Raw genomic sequence first — 19153 nt, 5'->3', positions numbered from 1 at the left:
AATTGACTGTTTTCTGGGAATCAGAAAAATAAAAATTTCTTCTTCAACCTGATCTTCATAATTCGCACATCTTCTTTCGGTCGGTCGTACTGATCCCGTTCCGTTTGTGCAATCGTATCCACAACGGCCATTCCTTTGATCACTTCACCAAAAACTGTATAGTTCTGGTCGAGATGTGGAGCGCCACCAATGGTTTTATACACTTCACGTTGGTGATCGGGGATTACCCGTCCGCCCATACGTTTTTCCCGGACATCGTTCAACGTGCTATCTGTAAATTTCTTTCCTTGTACAATGTAAAAATGACTGCCGCTGCTTGCTTTCTCCGGGTTGCCGTCTCTTGCTGCCGCTAATACACCTCGTTTATGAAATAGCGATGTGTCAAACTCTGCCGGTATTTTATATGTTAATCCACCACTTCCGTAACGTTTGCCTTGCTCAGATCTTTTGGTGGTTGGATCGCCGGCCTGTATCATGAATTCTTTAATGACCCTGTGAAAAAGAATGCTGTCGTAAAATTTTTGTTTTACCAGTTTAATAAAGTTGTCACGGTGTAAAGGTGTTTTATCGCTTAAGCGAACAACGATCTTACCTTTGTTTGTAACGATCTTCACTTTCCGGTTTCGTGCATCTGCATGAAAGAATAAGCAACCAAAGACAAGCAGTAAAACAATTTTTCTCATTTAGAATCCCTTTTGTTCAAAGTATAGCAACACATGATCTTTAATGAAATTTTCCTGTTCCCGCATATCCATCACAGGCATTGCTTTCAGCTGTTTAAAATGTGGCCATCCATCTTTATCAAATGAATCAAATTCAAAATAGCCGCTTTGCGACAGTAATGAACAAACAGCTACATGCATCAGATCCTGCTTTTGCTCTTTGGTATATTTATCCTTCATCTGTCCAAACTCCTGCACTCCAATCAGGAAAAGAATGGCTTCCAGATCGGGTTTTTTACCAAAACGCTCCACCATCTTTTGCTCAAGGTTCATCCATCGTACAAATAAATCATTCGCTGCATCCATAGGGCGCAAAGATAGTGGATAGCCGGTAGTAGACAGTGGGTAGTAGATAGCCGATAGTTGCACAGGTGTTGAAGCAGTTTGATAATGACTAAAACTAAAGACTATCGGCTTTCCTCAAATTCGGTCTTCTTTTTGCATGAAGGAAATGAAATTTGAATACAGCCGTTTATAAAATGATTTTAATTGAAGCCAACGGGATTGTATTTTCACAACCTAAACCGAGATTACATGTTAAAAACCGCAGAAGACATCAAGATCCTGAATGAAAAAATCGAATACACGGGTGCGTTTCTCGACCGTTTACGTGCAGAAGTAGGAAAAGTGTTGGTGGGGCAGCAGTATATGGTGGATCGCTTGCTCGTAGGTTTACTTGGTAACGGCCACATTTTACTCGAAGGTGTACCGGGTTTGGCAAAAACCTTGACGATCAAAACACTTTCACAGGCCATCAATGCAAAATTCAGCCGTATTCAATTTACGCCGGATATGTTGCCGGCCGATGTAATTGGTACAATGATCTATAACCAGCAGAAAAACGAATTTTTTGTAAGGCGAGGTCCCATCTTCGCCAATTTTGTGTTGGCCGATGAAATTAACCGTGCCCCGGCCAAAGTACAAAGTGCTTTACTGGAAGCAATGCAGGAACGCCAGGTAACCATTGGTGAACATACTTACAAACTGGAAGAGCCGTTTCTTGTACTGGCCACGCAAAATCCGTTGGAACAGGAAGGTACTTACCCGTTACCGGAAGCACAGCAGGATCGCTTTATGTTGAAAGTGGTGATCGATTATCCGAAAAAAGCAGAGGAGCAGATGATCATTCGCCAAAACACACAACAGATCGCATCGCCCGTAATTAATCCCGTGGTGTCAATACGGGAGGTAACAGAAGCAAGAGATTTGGCACGTACCATTTATATGGACGAAAAAATTGAAAATTATATTCTTGATATTGTCTTTGCCACACGCAAACCCGAAGAGGTGGGGTTGAGTAATCTGAAACCACTCATTGCATATGGAGGTTCTCCTCGTGCTTCAATTAATATGGCGTTGGCTTCTAAAGCGGTTGCATTTCTTCAAAAAAGAGGTTATGTATTGCCGGAAGATATTCGAGCCATTGCTGCTGATGTATTACGTCATCGTATTGGTCTTACCTACGAAGCGGAAGCAGAAAATATATCAGTTGAAGATATTATCAGTCAGGTGTTGAATGCAGTGAAAGTACCTTAGAACCTCTAATACCTGAAGGGGAATAAAGAAGCATTCTTCAACTTAAAACTTTAAAATGCAGAACTCATCTTGCTGACAACCGACGAAATACTAAAAAAAGTACGGGCACTTGAAATAAAAAGCAAGCGGCTTACCAATCATATGTTCACCGGCGAATACCATTCGGCATTCAAGGGGCAAGGTATGAGTTATAAAGAAGTAAGAGAATATCAACCGGGCGATGATATCCGGTTTATTGATTGGAATGTAAGTGCACGCTATGCACATCCATATAGCAAAGTGTTTGAAGAAGAACGTGAACAAAGTGTTTTTTTATTGATCGATAACAGTGCCAGTATCAGCTTTGGTACACATCTGCAACGCAAGAAAGATCTGGTAACTGAATTAGCTGCTGTGCTTGCTTTTTCTGCTGTAAATAATAATGATAAAGTAGGCGCCATTTTGTTTGGCGATAAAGTGCAACGTTTTATTGTACCGAAAAAAGCAAAACAGCATACGCTTTATATTGTGCGTGAAATGTTGAGTAACGATGCGGCATCAAAACAAACAAATTATATTGATGCGTTCCGTATGTTCAATAATGTATGTCGTAGAAAAAGTATTTGTTTCCTTATCAGCGATTTTTTAGGGAAGGGTTATGAAGATGCGTTACGGGTTGCCTGTAAAAAGCATGATGTGATCGGCATTAAAATTTATGATCAGTTGGATATGAAATTGCCCGATGCAGGTTTGTTGCAGGTAGCAGATGCCGAAACAGGCGAGCAACGATGGATCGACAGTTCCAGTGCACTGGTGCGGTTTGAATATGAAAAGGATTTTCACCGGCATAACGATCATGTGAAAGATGTGTTTCGCCGTTCGGGTGCTGATCTGCTGCATATGCGTGCAGGCGATGATTATGTAAAAGTGTTACAGAAATTTTTTATCAATCGAATTCGATGAGTAAACGGGTACCGGCGATCATATTGTTTTGTTTATTCACAGGCTTGTACTCCAATGCGCAGGTAACGCCTGTTGTTACCGTCAGTAAAGAAAAGATATTGATTGGAGAGCCATTTAAAATAAAGCTTGAACTCAAAGCTATTGAACGCAATGCTGCTGTTCAGTGGAAATTCCCCGACAGCATTCCTCATTTTGAATATGTGAAATTCGATACCAGTAATCTTTTTAAACGGGAAATTACGCTTACCAGTTTTGATAGTGGGTTATGGGCCATTGATAATATTGAGGTGGTTGTTCCTTCCAACGTAAATGGGCAACCACAGTTACTTCGTTTTCCGGCAAGAGAAATATTGATTGAATACGACACTACCGGCAACCAATTATTGAATGATGTAAAACCGATCATTGATGTAAACGCAGGCGAAGAATGGATCGGTTATGCCGTAGCAGCTGCAGCTGTGCTGAGTCTTATCTTGTTGATCATTTTATTCAGACGGTGGAAAAAGAAGAAACAGATTGCAGTAGAAATCGAATCGAAATATACAGCTTTGGAAGATTTCCTGCTATTGACGGAACGGTTGAAAAAAGAAGAATGGGATACACAACTGGCGCAGAAGAAAAATTTCTCCGATCTCGATCATGCAGTTAAACGCTTTTATGAACGAAAAATTCAGCAACCTTTTACAAGGCTCACCACCGATGAACTTGCAATGCAACTGAAACAGTATGTATTAAACGAGCCGCTCATCAGCATCATTCAAACACTTCGTTTAGGCGATGCCGTTAAGTTTGCAAAATTCAATGCTGCAAAAGATGAATGCATAGAAGTTGTAACACAAATGGAAACCATTATCCGTAAATCTGATACAGAACTCAACCCCGATGCTTAACGACTGGTATCAACATATCGTATTTGCTTATCCATACCTGTTGTGGTTGTTGGTACTGTTGCCTGTATTGATCGGCTGGTATATAGTGAGCCACAAAAAAGCAACCTCCTCCATTACAGTTTCTTCATTAAGTATTTACAGGAAAATGGGCGGGTCAAAAAATGCAATTCGTCATTTACCATTTGCTTTAAGGGTATTGTCGCTTGCCTTATTGATCGTTGCTATTGCACGTCCGCAAACGAGAAGCAATGAAGAGCGTGTGGAAGGTGAAGGGATCGATATAATTCTTTGCATGGACGTAAGCGGCAGTATGCTGGCCGAAGATTTCAGTCCAAACCGTTTAGAAGCAATGAAACGGGTTGCCATTGATTTTGTGAGTGCCCGTAAAACAGATCGTATTGGCTTGGTTATTTTTTCAGGAGAGCCGTTTACACAATGTCCTCCAACAACTGATTATGCTGCGCTCATCAGTCAGATCAATGCTGTACGCAGCGGAATTTTACAGGATGGAACAGCCATCGGTTCAGGGTTAGCTACCAGTGTTGAGCGTCTGAAGTCAAGTGAATCAAAAAGCAAAGTTGTGATCCTGTTGACGGATGGTGAAAATAACGGTGGACTTATTCCGCCAAGCACAGCAAAAGAAATTGCGAAATCGTATCAGGTAAAAGTGTACACCATTGGTATGGGTACCGAGGGATTTGCAGCCCTGCCACAGCAAACAAACAGTGGTGTTGTGCGAACAATGGAGAAAGTAAATATTGATGAAAAACTGTTGACTGAAATCGCTACTGAAACAGGTGGCAACTATTTCCGTGCAACCGATAATGAAACATTAAGTAAGGTGTATGCCGATATTGATAAGTTGGAAAAATCAAAAATTGAAACCAGCAGCTATTCCCGTTACAAGGAAGAATTTTATCCGTTTGCAATAGCTGTTGTAATTCTTTTATTGATCGAAGCATGGCTGCGGTATAAAGTGTTACGGAAGTTCCCTTAATAGTTAGCCATAGGTACTCTAAGGCACAAACTAAATAAGCTTACATCTTTCTTATCCTCTCTCATCTCTCACTGTGTTTTCTTAGCGTCTTTGCGCCTCCGTGGCAAATAATCACTTTTCTTTGCATAGCATGAAAGCCATCATTTATAAATCAACCGGTAGTTGGTATGTTGCCAAAACAGAAGAGGGAAAAATTGTGCAGGCACGTATCAAAGGCAAGTTTAAGATCGATGGATTTACGTCTACCAATCCAATTGCTGTGGGCGATGAAGTGGAGATCGAAATGGAAAATGATCTGGAACAAACGGTTATGATCACCGGTATTGCTGATCGCAGAAATTACATCAACAGGCAAAGCCCGGCGAATAAACATCAGCACCATATTATTGCTTCCAACCTCGATCAGAGTTTGTTGTTTGCCACCTTAAAAGAGCCACGTACTTCCCAAGGTTTTATCGATCGTTTTCTGATTGCATCGGAAGCATTTCATATTCCCGGCGTGATCGTATTTAATAAGGCAGATGTTTATAAGAAAAAAGAACAGGCGCAATTTGAAGACTGGAAAGAAATGTATGAAGCAGTTGGTTACAAAGTGATTCTCGCTTCGATGGAAACCGGTTTGGGGATTGATGATATTAAAACCGCATTGAAAGATAAAGTGACCCTTTTAAGCGGCCATTCAGGAGTAGGGAAGTCAACGTTCATCAACGCATTGATGCCTGATCTTTTGTTACGTACCGAAGAAGTGAGTGGCTGGAGCGGCAAAGGAATGCACACCACCACCTTTGCTGAAATGTACGATCTGCCATTTGGCGGAAAGATTATTGATACACCTGGTGTAAAAGAATTTGGATTGGTGGATATCAGCAGGCAGGAACTCTCACATTATTTTCCTGAAATGCGTGTGTTGATCAACGATTGTCAATTCAACAACTGTCTGCATCTGGAAGAGCCAGGCTGCGCAGTAAAAGAAGCAGTGATGGCTGAGACCATTCATCCCCTTCGCTATATCAGCTATTGCGGTATACTCGCTACCATCGAGACAAAAAAAAACTACTAAACTGCGTAGCAGTCTGGTAGTTTGTATATAGAAATAAAATAGAAATTTATGCTTCGCCGGGATCAGCGTCTTTCAAAGCATCAACTAATTCAGCGATCGCTGCATTTTCAAAATGCTCACTTTTTTCCTCCAATGATGGAAAAACAGAAATACCGTTGAAAATGTTGAAGCTGAGGGTAAGCGCTGTGCCTTTATAAATGAAATCCCAATACAAGGCTTCAAAATCGTCCAGTTTCTTGGTAAAGGAGATTTTTAGTTTGTCTGAAATGACATCTGCCCAGCGATGAAATTTTTCAAAACTAGCATCATCATCGAGGATGGCCTCATTGTATCCTACATGGTTGCGTAATGTTGGATTCATAGTGGTAATTTTTGTTGGTGTTATAAATGGGGTTAGTTCTATTTATTTTATTTAGCTGTTAAATCGTTTCGCTTTTTTAATTTTTTCACCGCCCAGAAGTTTTTCTGCCCCTACGTTCTTTCCGTTGGTTGGACATCCTTCTTTGGGTGTTCGTTTAAACACATTGCAACTTGTAATGAAAGACAGTAATAATACGACAAGCGCTGCTTTGGTGATCTGTTTCATATAATTATTCTTGTTTAACATGTGGGTATAGACAATGTTCGTACCGTAATCAGGTGTTTTCTGTTAAGGCATCTTTAAACCAGCCGGAATACTTGATATAATTATTAGCGATCCGGTTGATCTCGCCATGGATCAGCTCCTGGCTGATGTCTTTTACTTTTTTAGCAGGAACCCCTGCATATATACTTCCCGCTTCCACTACGGTTCCCTCTAGCACAACAGCACCTGCTGCTATAATTGAATTGCTGTTGATAATAGCATTGTCCATCACAATAGCACCCATCCCGATCAACACATTATCATGCACAGTACAACCATGAACAAGAGCGTTGTGCCCGATGCTTACATTATTACCAACGATGGTTTTCGTCTTTTGGTATGTAGCATGCAACACAGCCCCATCCTGCACGTTCACCTTATTACCCAGTCGTATACTGTTAACATCACCACGAATAACAGCATTGAACCACACACTGCATTCATTACCCATTACAACGTCACCAACTATTGTTGCATTAGGGGCAATAAAGCAATCGTTGCCAAATTGTGGAAAAACGCCTTCTACGGGGAGAATTACGGGCATACGGAATGTGGTTTTGTTCTGCTGTAAATTTCGTAATGTTTTCTGAGGGTACATAATGTTTGTACTCTTTTTTAATTAGTTGCCCGTTTTTTAATGCAATTCTGCCTATAAAGGTCAGAATAATGTCTCGTTTCAGCATTTATCCAGACTTATATACGCAACGACAAGATGGATGGTTTCAACAGTTGGTCAACCATCACTCTGCGGAGGAAGGTGGGTAACCGTTCAACTATTTCCCGACATTTGCAGGCACAATACAATATGAATCAACGGGAACTATTTTTAAAACATGTCGCTCAAACATCCCCCGCACCGCTGGCGCTGGAAATTGTAAAGGCAGAAGGAAGCCGTTTGTGGGATGCTGAGGGTAACGAATATATCGATCTGATCGCAGGCATCAGTGTTTGTAATGTGGGGCACCGGCATCCAAAAGTGGTGGAAGCCATAAAACAACAGGTTGATCAGTATATGCATTTGCTCGTATATGGTGAATTTGTGGAAAGTCCGCAGGTGCAGTATGCCAAGTTGTTGACCGATCATATGCCAGCATCACTAAATTCTGTATTCTTCACTAACTCCGGAACAGAAGCAACCGAAGGTGCCATGAAATTGGCCAAACGGGTGACTGGTCGCACCGAGATGGTTGCATTTAATAATAGTTATCATGGCAGTACCCAAGGCGCATTAAGTGTAATGGGCGATGAATATTGGCGCAATTCATTCCGGCCGTTATTGCCGGGAGTTCATCATGCAGATTATAATTCCTTCGAAGCATTGGAGTTGATTGGAAAGAACACAGCGTGTGTAATTGCTGAAACCATCCAGGCAGAAGCAGGTGTAAATGCGCCTTTGAAAGAATGGATCACGGCCTTGCGTAAACGCTGTAACGAAACCGGTACCTTATTAATATTGGATGAAATACAATGTGGCTTTGGCCGAAACGGATCATTATGGGCATTTGAACAGTTTGATGTGGTGCCTGATATTTTATTATTAGGAAAAGCTTTGGGCGGCGGTATGCCATTGGGTGCATTTGTTGCTGATAAGGAATTGATGTGGAAGCTGACAGAGAATCCGGTGCTGGGCCACATCACAACCTTTGGCGGTCATCCGGTTTGTTGTGCTGCAGGTATGGCGGCCATGAATGTATTGTTAGAAGAAGAGTTGGTGAAGGGCGTGGCTGAAAAAGAAATTCTCTTCCGCACATTATTACATCATCCAAAAATTGAAGCCGTACGTTCACGTGGTTTGATGATGGCCGTTGTGTTTGATAGTTTTGAAACAAACAAAAAAGTAATTGATGCCTGTATTGAAAAAGGCGTGATAACTGATTGGTTTTTATTTGCAGCAAATTGTTTGCGTATTGCACCACCACTGACAATTAGGGAAGAAGAAATTACAAAAGCTTGTGGAGTGATAATTGGCTGTTTGGATGAATTGTAAATGATATCAATTTTCATTGACTTCCCGGATTGTAGTATTTTTTCTTTGCGGGAAAGTTGTTTTCTTGTGCCGGGCTCACTAAGCAAACTGTGTGAGTCTTGTAAAAATTACAATAGCGATGGAATCTAACATTGAAATTTATTTCATACTAATCTTAGTTCTATTGACGATTGGCTTTGGGGTCAGAGAGATATTGCGTGATCAAAGTCTGTCTCTTGAAAAAAGAGTTTTATGGATTGTTTTTATCGTCTTTTTCAATATTTTGGCAGTAATTATCTATTTGATAGTTCGTCTTTTTAAGAAGGGTTACAAAAGTTAGATGACAAGTCTTGCCTGAATGTGTTTTGTAATGATTAGTTTAAGATATCAACGTCGAAGAGAAATTAAAACTGCAACTTAAAACTTCCAAAAATGCCAAAACGTTTGTAGCGTTCCTGTGGTAATGGCTGAGGCGATAATCGCCAGATAAAATCAAATCGCAACACACGAAAAATATTATCAACACCGGTACCCACTTCCATATAGGTTTTTCCATTCAGCGATTGAAACTGATGACCACGATCAAACACCGCACCCACCTGATTAAAGCTGCGGTTGCCTTCACTCAAACTTCCCCACAACACTTTTGCGGTCCAGAACTGGCGAAGCTTTAGTACACGTGTTGGTGCCAGCAAACGGAACATGCCATTACCAATATTATGTTCAATGTTGATACCTGCATATTCATCACTCAAATATTCAAACCTGTTCATGAGGTTGAACGCATATTTATTATAGTAGAAAATTTCATTGCCCGGGTGTATTTCCAATAAGGGAAACGGAAGCGTGCCATAAATCTTACCTCCGTACACATTGTAATACAGCTCACCAAGATTAGCGATCTTGAAATAATCATGAACTGATCCTGTTAAACGATGATACTGGTAATTACTTTTTAAGAATCCAGGAAAACCTCTTGCATATTTAAGTTCAGCAATAGGATAGGGGCTGCCTAAACTTGATCGCAAGAATGTTCCTTCGAGGAAACGTTCAAGGTATGCATAACGAATACGAAGACCAACTTCAGAATTATTCAACGCATCACCAACGCCATCCGGATAAATTGATTTTGCAGGCAAAGAACGAATGGGGTCGAACCGTTTACGTGTAGCAGAGACTTCAAATGTAAAACCTGCATGTGTTTCTTTCGAAAATTCAATACGCTGTTGTTCTACCCTTAAGAACTTAATAGGCACTTGCGATTTACGTGCTGCTAATGTAAATACATTATCGGTTCCCACTTCATCATAATAGCGTTGTCCATTGTCATAATCATTTGTGTACGACAGGTACATACGAACACGTGGGTCACGTTTGAACAGATGTGTGATCTCTGCACGGCCTTTAAATTTTTTATCAGTAAATCCATACGCAAGATATCCACGCAACCACCATGTTTTATTGAAGTTGGTACTCGTTCCCAAATCCAATCTTGTGCGGAAACCTTCCACCACATTTGAACTCATTACGTTGAACCACGGACCGTATTCAAAACTTCCGAATGCTTTATAACCCGTTGCAAGAAAAGTAGCGATTTCGCTGTAGCGTTTAAACAGCGGCATTTTCTGCAACGTATCGATCATACTGTAAATCGCCTTCTCATTTTTTGCAAGCTCTTCATGCCTTGACTCTTTCCAATAGGTTTCGGGTTGTTGTGTTGAACCTGCGAGCAATATTGTTTCTTCCAGTTTTTTATTCTTCTGCAACTGCTCCCACACTAAACCAGAATTTATGAGTACGTCTTTATAGGTAGTGGTCTTTCGTCCTGTTACACCGAACTTCTGTTTACCAATTGGTGCCACATCAATAATAAATTTATCCTTCAGCAAAAACCAAATGGAGTCATTCACGAATTTGTATTCCTGTACAATACTCAGCTTCTCAACATAGTTTACGTTGGCGCCTTTTGCTAAACGCAGGTTCATTTTTTGTACGGCATAGGTTGTGTCATGGATCCAGCAATCACCTTCAAATGTATTTTCTCCTTTACGCTTCGGTGAGAAAACAAGATGAAAGAAACGTTTGCCGGCCACATACTGTGTATCGGGTACACGGTAGTTATAGAATGCATCGCCGTTATCGCTGATGGGGCTGATGAAACGTTTATCAAAAATCGGAATGTAGTTATTGTAAACATTGATGTTCTGATCCATGCCGCCCAATAATTTCTGTACACTTTCATTATCTACACCTGATGTACGACTGGCTTTGATCTCTTCCCGTCGGCGTAGCGGTGATTTTTGATAGTAGTAATTCGAAATCGTTTCGGTAAGGAAGATCGGGAGAAATGGTTTTTCTTCGCTGGTACTGTCAACTGTTTGATCAAGAATAAAACCAAATGGTTTGAGCGGCCCGATGTTCTTGAACTTATCTTTATTAAAGCGATTGAGATCAAGTTCAAGTTTGTTGTATAATTCGTAACCAAAATTTTCAAAACGATAGCGGTCGTTCACAGGTTTTTGTCTTACTACTTTTCGCCAAAGGATCCAACCTCGTCCGTACTTTGATTTTATTACCACTTCTTTTCCGGCGCTTCCCCGCTCAAGTTGAATTGTTAGAAAAGCAGAATCGTTTGTACCGGCGGGTATTGCAACAGTCATACTGTTGTAACCAACATAACTAACGAGCAGGGAATCGGTTGCTGAAACAGAAGCAAGGTTAAGTGTAAACAAACCTGCTGAATCACTCAGCTTACCAATCGTTGTATTTTTCAATTGTACAGAAGCAAATGGGATCGGCTCATCGGAGTGTGAATCTTTAATGATACCGGAAACAACTTTTGTTTGCGCCGTTATGTTTAAGATGCACAGGACACACAGTACAATAGAAACGATATACTTCATCCGGTTAATGCGATTGTTTGGAACGATAAAATTAGTGAATCCAAGCCGCTCATCCCGTGAGGGTTTTTACGATAGGCAATTCTTTTCTAAAACTTTCTGTTAAAAAGGGCAACAGATTATTAGAAGAATCGATGAAAAACCATTTACTTTGCAATTCAAAGTGCTTTTATGAATAGCCAGAATCAAACGCTTGAAACTATCCAGGACATCCGTAATATGATGGACCGCAGCAGTCGCTTTATCAGCCTTAGTGGCTTAAGTGGTATTGCTGCAGGTTTGTGTGCATTAACCGGTGCCTGGTTTGCTTATGATGTGATCGAAAGTGCAGATGGATCGGGCGTAAGAAGAGCCGGCTTAATTGGCGAAAGCTACAGCACTGATGGTGTTAGCATGTTACGTTCTTTCATGGGCAGCGGCTTATTTTTAATTGCGGTGCTTACATTAATTTCTGCGATCATACTGGCTGTATTCTTTACCTACATCAGAAGCAAACGACAAGGGGTGCCCGTGTGGGGATCAACAGCAAAACGTATGATCTGGAATATTGCAGTGCCGTTGGTGGCAGGTGGATTATTTCTTTTAAAATTGATCGAAGCAGGTGTGTATGGTTTAATTGCACCGGGTTGTTTGATCTTTTATGGCATCGCATTGATCAATGGAGCGAAGTACACATTTGGAGAAATTCGCTTTCTGGGATATGTTGTCACTGCATTGGGAGTAATTAATTGTTGGTTTCCGGGTTACGGACTTTATTTTTGGGCCGCAGGTTTTGGAGTGTTGCACATTGTATACGGAATAGTGATGTGGAATAAATATGAACGACAGCCCATGCAAATGGAGAAGAAAGTATGAAGAATCCGATAGAACAGTTACAGAAGGTGTTCGATAGCCGGGTAAGGTTAGGCGTAATGAGTGCGTTGATGGTAAATGCGCAGGTAAGTTTTAATGAACTGAAAGAACTAATCAATGTAACTGATGGAAATCTGGCATCACATCTCAAAGCACTGGAAGAAAACGGTTACGTGAAAGTGAACAAAGGATTTGTTGGTCGTAAAACAAACACAACTTATGCAGTTACAAAAGCAGGCGAGAAAGCATTCAGGTTACACCTTGACGCATTGGAGCAAATGATCAAGCAAATGGGCAAGTAAATTTTTTTGTACATAAACTTTGAAATTCAAAGTACTTTTAAAATAAACATAATGGACACACAACAACCTTCTTTCTGGCAACGGTATGGCATCTTTATCAAATCCATTCTTGTTGGTTTTCTCATCCTGGTATTATTGATACCAACTGCTTTTATAACTGAATTGGTTCGTGAACGACAAGACAGGCAACGTGAAGTAATAGCCGAAGTAAGTTCTAAATGGGCATCAGCCCAAACGGTAAGCGGTCCCTTTTTAATGATTCCCTACCAGGAAAAGTTTGTTGACGATAAAGGAAAAGTGATGATGGTGAAACGCATGATGCATTATTTACCTGAATCAGAAAATATCAATGGCGAACTGATTCCGGAAGAGCGTAGCAGAAGTATTTTCAAGATCATTCTTTATAAATCAGACCTGACGATCAGCGGAAAATTTTTGCCGGTACAACTTTCGCAGCTTGGTATTGATCCTGCAGATGTTTTGTGGAATGAAGTGAGGCTTTGTCTTGGTATATCCGACAACAGGGGTATTGCAGAAGCATTGTCATTAAACTGGAATGGGGCATCATCAGAAATGGATCCCGGTTTTCCGCCAACAGATATTGCAGGTTCAGGTGTAAGTAGTTTATTAAAAAATGCGTTGGCATTAAAAGATTCAGGACCATCATATGAGGTCAAATTGAAACTCAAGGGATCGGAGCGGCTTTACTTTACACCACTTGGTAAACAAACCAATGTACAATTACGATCCACATGGCCCGACCCTTCGTTTGACGGTAAATTTTTACCAACTCAACACAGCATTACTGATAAAGGATTTACTGCGAGTTGGAACATCCTTCATTTCACACGTGATATTCCGCAGCTATGGAAAGAAGGCAAACAGAATATTGATGGATTTGCATTTGGTGTAGAATTGTTACAGGGTGTTGATTCGTACAGTAAAACCATGCGTACAGTAAAATATGCGTTGCTTTTTATTGCACTTACATTCTTCCTTTACTTTTTTATTGAAACGCTAAAGAAACGAAGTGTACATCCTTTGCAATATGTGTTGGTGGGATTAGCTCTTTGTATATTTTATACGTTGTTGTTATCTGTTTCTGAATACACAGGATTTAATATTGCATACCTGATTGCATCAGTTGCTACGATTGGACTGATCACATCATACACTTACAGCATCTTTAAACAATCAACTGTTGCCATTGCGTTGCTGGTATTCCTGTCATCATTGTACGGCTTTATTTATATTCTTATCCAATTACAGGATGGAGCGTTATTGTTTGGAAGTATTGGTTTGTTCATCCTGCTTGCAATTGTGATGTATTACTCCCGTAAGATCGATTGGTATGGCGAAGCAAAAAAAGAAACAATTACCGACAATACAACCATATCATGAAACACTTATTGAAAAAACTCCGTAGTAATATATTGGTCATGCTGACGCATACAATTGCATTGCCGATATTAAAGATCATAAGAAGAAAGAAAAAGTTTCCTTACAGTATGGAACAACTCAGTGCCTTGCCTTTTGAAACCGTGGGGAATGAATTGTGGCAATCATTAAATGCAGAAAACCTACGGTTGCTTCCTTACTATGAGCGGCATGATATTAAACATGTGGTACTTGATTATCCCTTTACAGATGAAGGCGAAGTGAGTCTGCAGTTTTTTATGCTGGCAAACGGAAGGGTTTCATTTCCTGTACTGGCAACAGCTATTTACGGACTAATTACAATGCCGGAGTATTATTCATCGTTCCGAAAGGCATATCAGCGGGGTAAAGAAGCGAACGATCTTTCTTCACTTGATTGGTTTGCGATTATGCAAGAACCACTTGCTGACGTAAGGTATCAGTTTTCATTAGCTAAATGAAATTGTTTATGCGATCATTTTATTACGCTTTTAAAGGAATAGCAAGTGCTTTCAGGAGTGAGTTCAACATGCGTATACATGTTCTTGCTGCAGTGCTTGTTACTATTGTGGGGTTTTACTTCAGAGTATCTCCGGCAGAATGGGTAATGATCGTATTTTGTATTTGCTCGGTAATTGCAATGGAACTGATCAATACAGCTCTTGAACAATTATGCAATCATGTTACAGCGGAACAACATCCCGCCATAAAGCAAATAAAAGATATTGCTGCGGCTGCGGTTTTGGTTACAGCTGTAGGCGGTTTTGTGGTGGCGCTTATCATTTTCCTTCCTAAACTCATTCTCATTTTTAGCACATGAGGAATATCTTGATCTACTCGGTTGGCTTTTCGTTTTTATTGTATGTATTTCGAGTGTGGTACACAGGGAGTTTTCTTTTCCTGTTTATTCCATGGAATCTTTTTCTTGCATGGTTGCCATTGCTGTTTAGTAGTATGATCAAAGATTCAAAACTTTCAATGCGGAATGTATCGCTGTTCAGTTTATGGTTACTGTTCTTTCCCAATTCACCTTATCTCATCACTGATCTTTTTCATTTGCAGGAAAGAGCAGGTGTTCCTTTGTATTATGATCTGGTGTTATTATTCATGGCTGCATGGAATGGTTTACTCATGGGTTTGTATTCATTGCGGAATATTGAACAACTGCTGTTGAAACGTTTTTCAGTTACGCAGGTGCGGCCGATGATCTTAATCTTTTTTGTACTCTGCGGTTTTGGTATTTATCTCGGCCGCTACGATCGTTATAACAGCTGGCATTTGATAACACAGCCATTTGATCTGGCGCAGGGAATTTTATCGAAGGTTATTTCACCGGCATCACATCCACGTGTCTGGGCTGTAACAATTCTTTTTGCAGTTGTGCTGTTGCTGATCTATGAAACACTCAAAAAAATACCTGCTCATTTTACTGAGCAGGTATCTATATCGTCACCGAATCAATCGGATTAAAAATCAAATCCTAACGATACATGCATCACCGGCGTTCCTCTGAAAAATCCATTCATTTGCCAGCCGGCATCAAATCGTAAAAAATATCCGAGCAAGGTGCTTCTTGCACCAAATCCATAACTGCCAAGGAATGGTCCAATACCCGGTGCTTTAATAACAACTGAAACCGGATTGTTCGGATCGCTGGCATCAGAATAAGTTATTTCAGGACGACCGATCTTATCATAACGTCCGTTCCAAGCTGTGCCAAGATCAATAAATTGTACTAACTGAAAATTGCGAAGGAAGGCGTTGTTTACAGGTCGGTTGAAAAACGTTGTAAACACAGGTAAACGTAATTCACTATTGATCACTACTGCATTGTTTCCATTCGCTGCATTTTGTGTAAAGCCACGCAGGTTCACAGCTAATGATTCATACACATAACTTTGATCGGGTGCAGGGCGGTTGGCTGTATTGAAATAACGTTGCTTTGGCACACCATTCCGCACTACATCATTGTTGCCAAGCATCAGCCATCCATCTGTTCCACCGAGGTAATAAATGAATTTATTATCACCCCATGATACATCGGCTGCACCACGAACGGCCCATATAAAATTGCGGTAAATGCGCAGATAATGCCGTGCATCAAAACCGAAATTGAATGTAAGATCACCGGGACGTTCAGAGAAGTTTCCACCAAGGCGGTTGAACATTTCCACCCAACCTTTTGCACGGAAGCCATTCCAGATATTACTTACCGGGTTAATACTGTTGTCATGTACAAATTCAGCTCTTGCCATCGCAAAGTTTTCATCATAATTCGGCTCCTGTAATGAGCCGGGAAACTGTTCATCTGCTTTTACATTGTACACATCTCTGCGAATACCGCCAATGAAACGGATGCTTTGTACTTCATTTAACGGGTACGATAAATTGCCTTGGTAAATACTGCTGATGAGTTGTATAGGAAACGTGCCTCTTGATGTAATAATGCCTGTTGATACAGAAGAACGGTAATAAGTAAGTCCCCAATCGATCCGGCGTTTGAGATTATCGAAACGCATGTAGATCTCATTGTCTTCAAATCCATAGTTTACACGGAATGCACCACTGAATTTATAATCTTCCAGAAATTCCATTGCACCAACTCTTGTCATTGCATTTAATGCATTATAGTTGCCAAGATTAACAGGACCATTGGCTCCTGAATAGGGTTGAAAGCGGTTGACGAGTAAAGCGCCATTGGAAGCAAAGTTGGTGGTTACATTATCAACAAAGTATTTTTTTGAATACGGGAATAAACGCATCCGGCTCAATACTTCTTCACGACTTTGTTTTTTTGCACCCATCAGTTTTTCTGTGGGATTGATTGAATCGGTTTTAAACTCTGTTTCAAAGAAATCAGTTGGAGGAGCTGCAGTAGTAACTGTGTCCTGTATATCGGTTCTGTCTTGTGTGTTTTCACCCGCCACTTTATCAAGCCTCGTCATGCGTTTGATATATTCAGTTGGTCGTGCATTTACATTCCGTTTCCGGAGAGTATTTTCATCTACTTTCAGTTTATACAGGAATTTAAATTCACCCTGACGGTTTACTTCAGTCACTTGACCGTTTTCTCCCGCAATACGTGTTTCCAACACACTACTTTGATAGTTGCTCATCGGGAAAGTGTAAGAACTGTCATCAGTAACTCGGAATGTAAATACAGAATCAGGTTCCTGTTTGTTCCAAGCCTGTAATGTTGAGTCAAGTTCTTTAGGTTCAGGATTACGAAGTATTTCATCGCCGATCTGGAAAATAGTATCAAGCCCGGCAGCTTGTGTGCTGAAGAAACCTGCCCAGCGGTTACCGATACCATTTTCATCACTGATAAATGTAAAGTGATTGGTATTGTATTGCGTTGGGAAACGGGCATTGCCGTATTTAATATTACTGAGCTGCGAAATTTGTTTGAACTCAGATTTATTCCAGTTGTCGATCAGGAATACATTGTAACGCTCTTTCGGTAAAACGGTATCGCCGGTTGCTGCGTTTGGCGATGGGCGGTTACTCGAGAAAAGAATACCTGTTTTATTGGGGAAGGCTACAAAACTCGCATCCAGATCATCGTACACATCGTTGGTAACCTGTTCCAGTTTGTTGTTGTCAATTTTATAAACAAACACATCACTTTGTCCGCCTTTAACTGCACTCATCACCAATGTATTTGGATCGAGCATGTACTGCATATCATTCACCTGTTCAAACGGAAGCTCAACATTCTTTACTGTTTTAATACGGCGGAATGCATCGTACACATTCAATAACACTTTTCCTTTCTCCCAAACTACCATGGCAATTCTTGTTCCTTTCGGATCCCATGCCAGTAACGGATAATTGGGGTTTGGTTTTTCTTCCAGGTTACGTACACCGCTTTTCCATAATACTTTTTCTGAAATGAAATTTTCATTCAGGATCACACGGGTTTGCCCTTTGCGATATTCAACTACGGCAAACGTAAAGCTCTTAGGGTTTGGGTTTGCCTGAAAACGGAAGTAGTCGTTCTTGCCGATTTCTTTTGGAACAGTTAAACGGCCACTCGGTACGTTTCTGCGTGCACGAATGTCTTTGTAATATTTATCACGGTTGTACAGCATAAAATCTTTCAGTACATCCTTCAGTTTCTTTTTAGCAATGGTATTAGTAGCCCTGTTTACGTTTTTGTAAATGCGGCTGAGATATAACAGATAGGTTACGTTTTCTTTACGGTAACGTTCTTCAATATAATACCAGAACGCATGGCCAGCCAAACGTGGCTGCTCGTATGCAAAGTGATAGAAGTTTTTATAATCGGCGCCGATCATGGCACTCTTCAATTCATTATCCAACTTCGTACTCCAGTTTTCGGCCGCATAAGAAATGTATCCATCAGTCATCCATTTGGGTAGATCAAGTAAGGCTTGGTTTTGTGCGAACTCACCAAGATCATCACCAAACAATAACGATTCAACCAATACCTTGGCAATACCTTCACGGATTTGGCGGCGCAAATCGTTATGATCGCCGTTGTAGTACACCACCATTTTATTATTCACCAATTTGGTAAGGCCGCCAGCATTGGGAATATCTAAACCAATACCAATATTCGATTGCTTATAATCGTTGAAGTTGTTATACAACACAATATTTAGACGGCGTTGAATTCCAAACTCAATAAACTCTTCCAGCGATGGCAATTCCTCTTCAGCTACCTGAGTGGTAAATTTAGCGAGCTCAAGTCCGTTGAGATTATAGTGTACATTGAAATTCGGGCTCTGGTAAAAACTCCATTTGAACTTGGTATGTTGCACACGGTTTTTGCCAAATTCTACCATGTTTATTTGTGCAGACGATTGACTGCAGAAAAAAAGAAAAAGAATAGTTGCCGTTGCTGTTAGCCTTGAAAAACCGTTCACTTGAATTCGCATATTTTCGTGTTATATCTTTTTGAGAATTTGGTTAGTGAAAACCA

The 19153-nt window shown here is 40.6% G+C and carries 19 protein-coding genes; 12 read left to right on the top strand and 7 right to left on the bottom strand.

Features of this window, described 5'->3' with window-relative positions; translation table 11 throughout:
• Positions 1–20: 20 nt before the first annotated feature.
• Both WG989_RS02455 and WG989_RS02450 read right to left on the bottom strand, forming a co-directional pair.
• The gene (locus tag WG989_RS02455; protein ID WP_340427110.1) at positions 21–683 is read right to left on the bottom strand and encodes a peptidylprolyl isomerase; all 663 of its coding nucleotides are present in this window, start codon (positions 681–683) and stop codon (positions 21–23) included.
• Complete coding sequence (locus WG989_RS02450; RefSeq protein ID WP_340427108.1) at positions 684–1091, bottom strand: hypothetical protein; 408 nt, start codon at positions 1089–1091, stop codon at positions 684–686.
• 165 nt (positions 1092–1256) lie between these two features.
• On the opposite strand from WG989_RS02450, the gene WG989_RS02445 reads away from it, so the two are divergent.
• The 5 genes from WG989_RS02445 (at position 1257) to rsgA (ending at position 6147) form a co-directional block, all read left to right on the top strand.
• Positions 1257–2258 (top strand): AAA family ATPase, encoded by a 1002-nt coding sequence (locus WG989_RS02445; protein ID WP_340427107.1) that lies wholly within the window; start codon positions 1257–1259, stop codon positions 2256–2258.
• Between the two features lie 69 nt (positions 2259–2327).
• Positions 2328–3200, top strand: a complete 873-nt coding sequence (locus tag WG989_RS02440) for a DUF58 domain-containing protein (protein WP_340427106.1) — start codon at positions 2328–2330, stop codon at positions 3198–3200.
• Positions 3197–4090 (top strand): hypothetical protein, encoded by an 894-nt coding sequence (locus tag WG989_RS02435; RefSeq protein WP_340427105.1) that lies wholly within the window; start codon positions 3197–3199, stop codon positions 4088–4090. The genes WG989_RS02440 and WG989_RS02435 overlap by 4 nt, the downstream gene beginning before the upstream one ends.
• A complete protein-coding gene (locus tag WG989_RS02430) occupies positions 4083–5087 on the top strand; it encodes a vWA domain-containing protein (RefSeq protein WP_340427104.1) in 1005 nt (334 codons plus the stop codon). Before WG989_RS02435 ends, WG989_RS02430 begins: the two co-directional genes overlap by 8 nt.
• 130 nt (positions 5088–5217) lie before the next feature.
• Positions 5218–6147, top strand: a complete 930-nt coding sequence (gene rsgA / locus WG989_RS02425; RefSeq protein ID WP_340427103.1) for a ribosome small subunit-dependent GTPase A — start codon at positions 5218–5220, stop codon at positions 6145–6147.
• Positions 6148–6193: 46 nt separating this feature from the next.
• On the opposite strand, the gene WG989_RS02420 is transcribed toward rsgA, so the two are convergent.
• From WG989_RS02420 to WG989_RS02410, 3 genes are read right to left on the bottom strand one after another with little or no spacing between them, the layout of a single operon-like run.
• Positions 6194–6508 (bottom strand): hypothetical protein, encoded by a 315-nt coding sequence (locus tag WG989_RS02420; RefSeq protein WP_340427102.1) that lies wholly within the window; start codon positions 6506–6508, stop codon positions 6194–6196.
• A gap of 51 nt (positions 6509–6559) precedes the next feature.
• Entirely contained in the window at positions 6560–6733 is a 174-nt protein-coding gene (locus tag WG989_RS02415) for a hypothetical protein (RefSeq protein WP_340427099.1), read from the bottom strand.
• Between the two features lie 49 nt (positions 6734–6782).
• Positions 6783–7316, bottom strand: coding sequence for a gamma carbonic anhydrase family protein (locus WG989_RS02410; RefSeq protein WP_340427097.1), 534 nt, complete (start codon positions 7314–7316; stop codon positions 6783–6785).
• Positions 7317–7484: 168 nt separating this feature from the next.
• On the opposite strand from WG989_RS02410, the gene WG989_RS02405 reads away from it, so the two are divergent.
• Positions 7485–8759 carry an aspartate aminotransferase family protein gene (locus WG989_RS02405; protein WP_340427095.1) on the top strand — a complete coding sequence of 425 codons (1275 nt, stop codon included), beginning with the start codon at positions 7485–7487 and terminating at the stop codon, positions 8757–8759.
• Positions 8760–9142: 383 nt separating this feature from the next.
• Here the strand turns inward: WG989_RS02405 and WG989_RS02400 are convergent, their stop codons facing one another.
• Positions 9143–11641: a DUF5686 and carboxypeptidase-like regulatory domain-containing protein gene (locus tag WG989_RS02400; protein WP_340427094.1), complete on the bottom strand. Its 2499-nt coding sequence runs from the start codon at positions 11639–11641 to the stop codon at positions 9143–9145.
• A 168-nt stretch (positions 11642–11809) separates the two neighbouring features.
• Here WG989_RS02400 and WG989_RS02395 point away from each other — a divergent pair, with 168 nt between their 5' ends.
• From WG989_RS02395 to WG989_RS02370, 6 genes are read left to right on the top strand one after another with little or no spacing between them, the layout of a single operon-like run.
• Positions 11810–12493, top strand: coding sequence for a hypothetical protein (locus WG989_RS02395; RefSeq protein ID WP_340427093.1), 684 nt, complete (start codon positions 11810–11812; stop codon positions 12491–12493).
• The gene (locus tag WG989_RS02390; RefSeq protein ID WP_182802367.1) at positions 12490–12792 is read left to right on the top strand and encodes a winged helix-turn-helix domain-containing protein; all 303 of its coding nucleotides are present in this window, start codon (positions 12490–12492) and stop codon (positions 12790–12792) included. The genes WG989_RS02395 and WG989_RS02390 overlap by 4 nt, the downstream gene beginning before the upstream one ends.
• 51 nt (positions 12793–12843) lie before the next feature.
• On the top strand, positions 12844–14193 hold the full coding sequence (gene creD / locus WG989_RS02385; RefSeq protein ID WP_340427088.1) for a cell envelope integrity protein CreD: 1350 nt from the start codon (positions 12844–12846) through the stop codon (positions 14191–14193).
• Positions 14190–14669, top strand: a complete 480-nt coding sequence (locus WG989_RS02380; protein WP_340427086.1) for a Coq4 family protein — start codon at positions 14190–14192, stop codon at positions 14667–14669. The genes creD and WG989_RS02380 overlap by 4 nt, the downstream gene beginning before the upstream one ends.
• 8 nt (positions 14670–14677) lie before the next feature.
• On the top strand, positions 14678–15028 hold the full coding sequence (locus tag WG989_RS02375) for a diacylglycerol kinase family protein (RefSeq protein ID WP_340427084.1): 351 nt from the start codon (positions 14678–14680) through the stop codon (positions 15026–15028).
• Complete coding sequence (locus WG989_RS02370; RefSeq protein WP_340427082.1) at positions 15025–15678, top strand: DUF1361 domain-containing protein; 654 nt, start codon at positions 15025–15027, stop codon at positions 15676–15678. Before WG989_RS02375 ends, WG989_RS02370 begins: the two co-directional genes overlap by 4 nt.
• Here WG989_RS02370 and WG989_RS02365 read toward each other — a convergent pair.
• Positions 15675–19109, bottom strand: a complete 3435-nt coding sequence (locus tag WG989_RS02365) for a hypothetical protein (protein WP_340427080.1) — start codon at positions 19107–19109, stop codon at positions 15675–15677. The genes WG989_RS02370 and WG989_RS02365 overlap by 4 nt on opposite strands.
• Between the last annotated feature and the right edge of the window lie 44 nt (positions 19110–19153).

This window comes from Lacibacter sp. H407, from assembly GCF_037892605.1.
GTDB lineage: Bacteria > Bacteroidota > Bacteroidia > Chitinophagales > Chitinophagaceae > Lacibacter.
This window is presented reverse-complemented; position numbering and strand designations above follow the sequence as displayed.

Excerpts from the sequence above, each read along its gene's own strand:
- WG989_RS02400 (WP_340427094.1), bottom strand. The coding sequence starts at position 11,641 with ATGAAGTATATCGTTTCTATTGTACTGTGTGTCCTGTGCATCTTAAAC.
- WG989_RS02415 (WP_340427099.1), bottom strand. The coding sequence starts at position 6,733 with ATGAAACAGATCACCAAAGCAGCGCTTGTCGTATTATTACTGTCTTTC.
- WG989_RS02410 (WP_340427097.1), bottom strand. The coding sequence starts at position 7,316 with ATGCCCGTAATTCTCCCCGTAGAAGGCGTTTTTCCACAATTTGGCAAC.
- WG989_RS02435 (WP_340427105.1), top strand. The coding sequence starts at position 3,197 with ATGAGTAAACGGGTACCGGCGATCATATTGTTTTGTTTATTCACAGGC.
- WG989_RS02375 (WP_340427084.1), top strand. The coding sequence starts at position 14,678 with ATGCGATCATTTTATTACGCTTTTAAAGGAATAGCAAGTGCTTTCAGG.
- WG989_RS02380 (WP_340427086.1), top strand. The coding sequence starts at position 14,190 with ATGAAACACTTATTGAAAAAACTCCGTAGTAATATATTGGTCATGCTG.
- WG989_RS02445 (WP_340427107.1), top strand. The coding sequence starts at position 1,257 with ATGTTAAAAACCGCAGAAGACATCAAGATCCTGAATGAAAAAATCGAA.
- WG989_RS02455 (WP_340427110.1), bottom strand. The coding sequence starts at position 683 with ATGAGAAAAATTGTTTTACTGCTTGTCTTTGGTTGCTTATTCTTTCAT.
- WG989_RS02390 (WP_182802367.1), top strand. The coding sequence starts at position 12,490 with ATGAAGAATCCGATAGAACAGTTACAGAAGGTGTTCGATAGCCGGGTA.
- WG989_RS02395 (WP_340427093.1), top strand. The coding sequence starts at position 11,810 with ATGAATAGCCAGAATCAAACGCTTGAAACTATCCAGGACATCCGTAAT.
- WG989_RS02420 (WP_340427102.1), bottom strand. The coding sequence starts at position 6,508 with ATGAATCCAACATTACGCAACCATGTAGGATACAATGAGGCCATCCTC.
- WG989_RS02405 (WP_340427095.1), top strand. The coding sequence starts at position 7,485 with ATGGATGGTTTCAACAGTTGGTCAACCATCACTCTGCGGAGGAAGGTG.
- WG989_RS02365 (WP_340427080.1), bottom strand. The coding sequence starts at position 19,109 with ATGCGAATTCAAGTGAACGGTTTTTCAAGGCTAACAGCAACGGCAACT.
- creD (WP_340427088.1), top strand. The coding sequence starts at position 12,844 with ATGGACACACAACAACCTTCTTTCTGGCAACGGTATGGCATCTTTATC.
- WG989_RS02430 (WP_340427104.1), top strand. The coding sequence starts at position 4,083 with ATGCTTAACGACTGGTATCAACATATCGTATTTGCTTATCCATACCTG.
- rsgA (WP_340427103.1), top strand. The coding sequence starts at position 5,218 with ATGAAAGCCATCATTTATAAATCAACCGGTAGTTGGTATGTTGCCAAA.
- WG989_RS02370 (WP_340427082.1), top strand. The coding sequence starts at position 15,025 with ATGAGGAATATCTTGATCTACTCGGTTGGCTTTTCGTTTTTATTGTAT.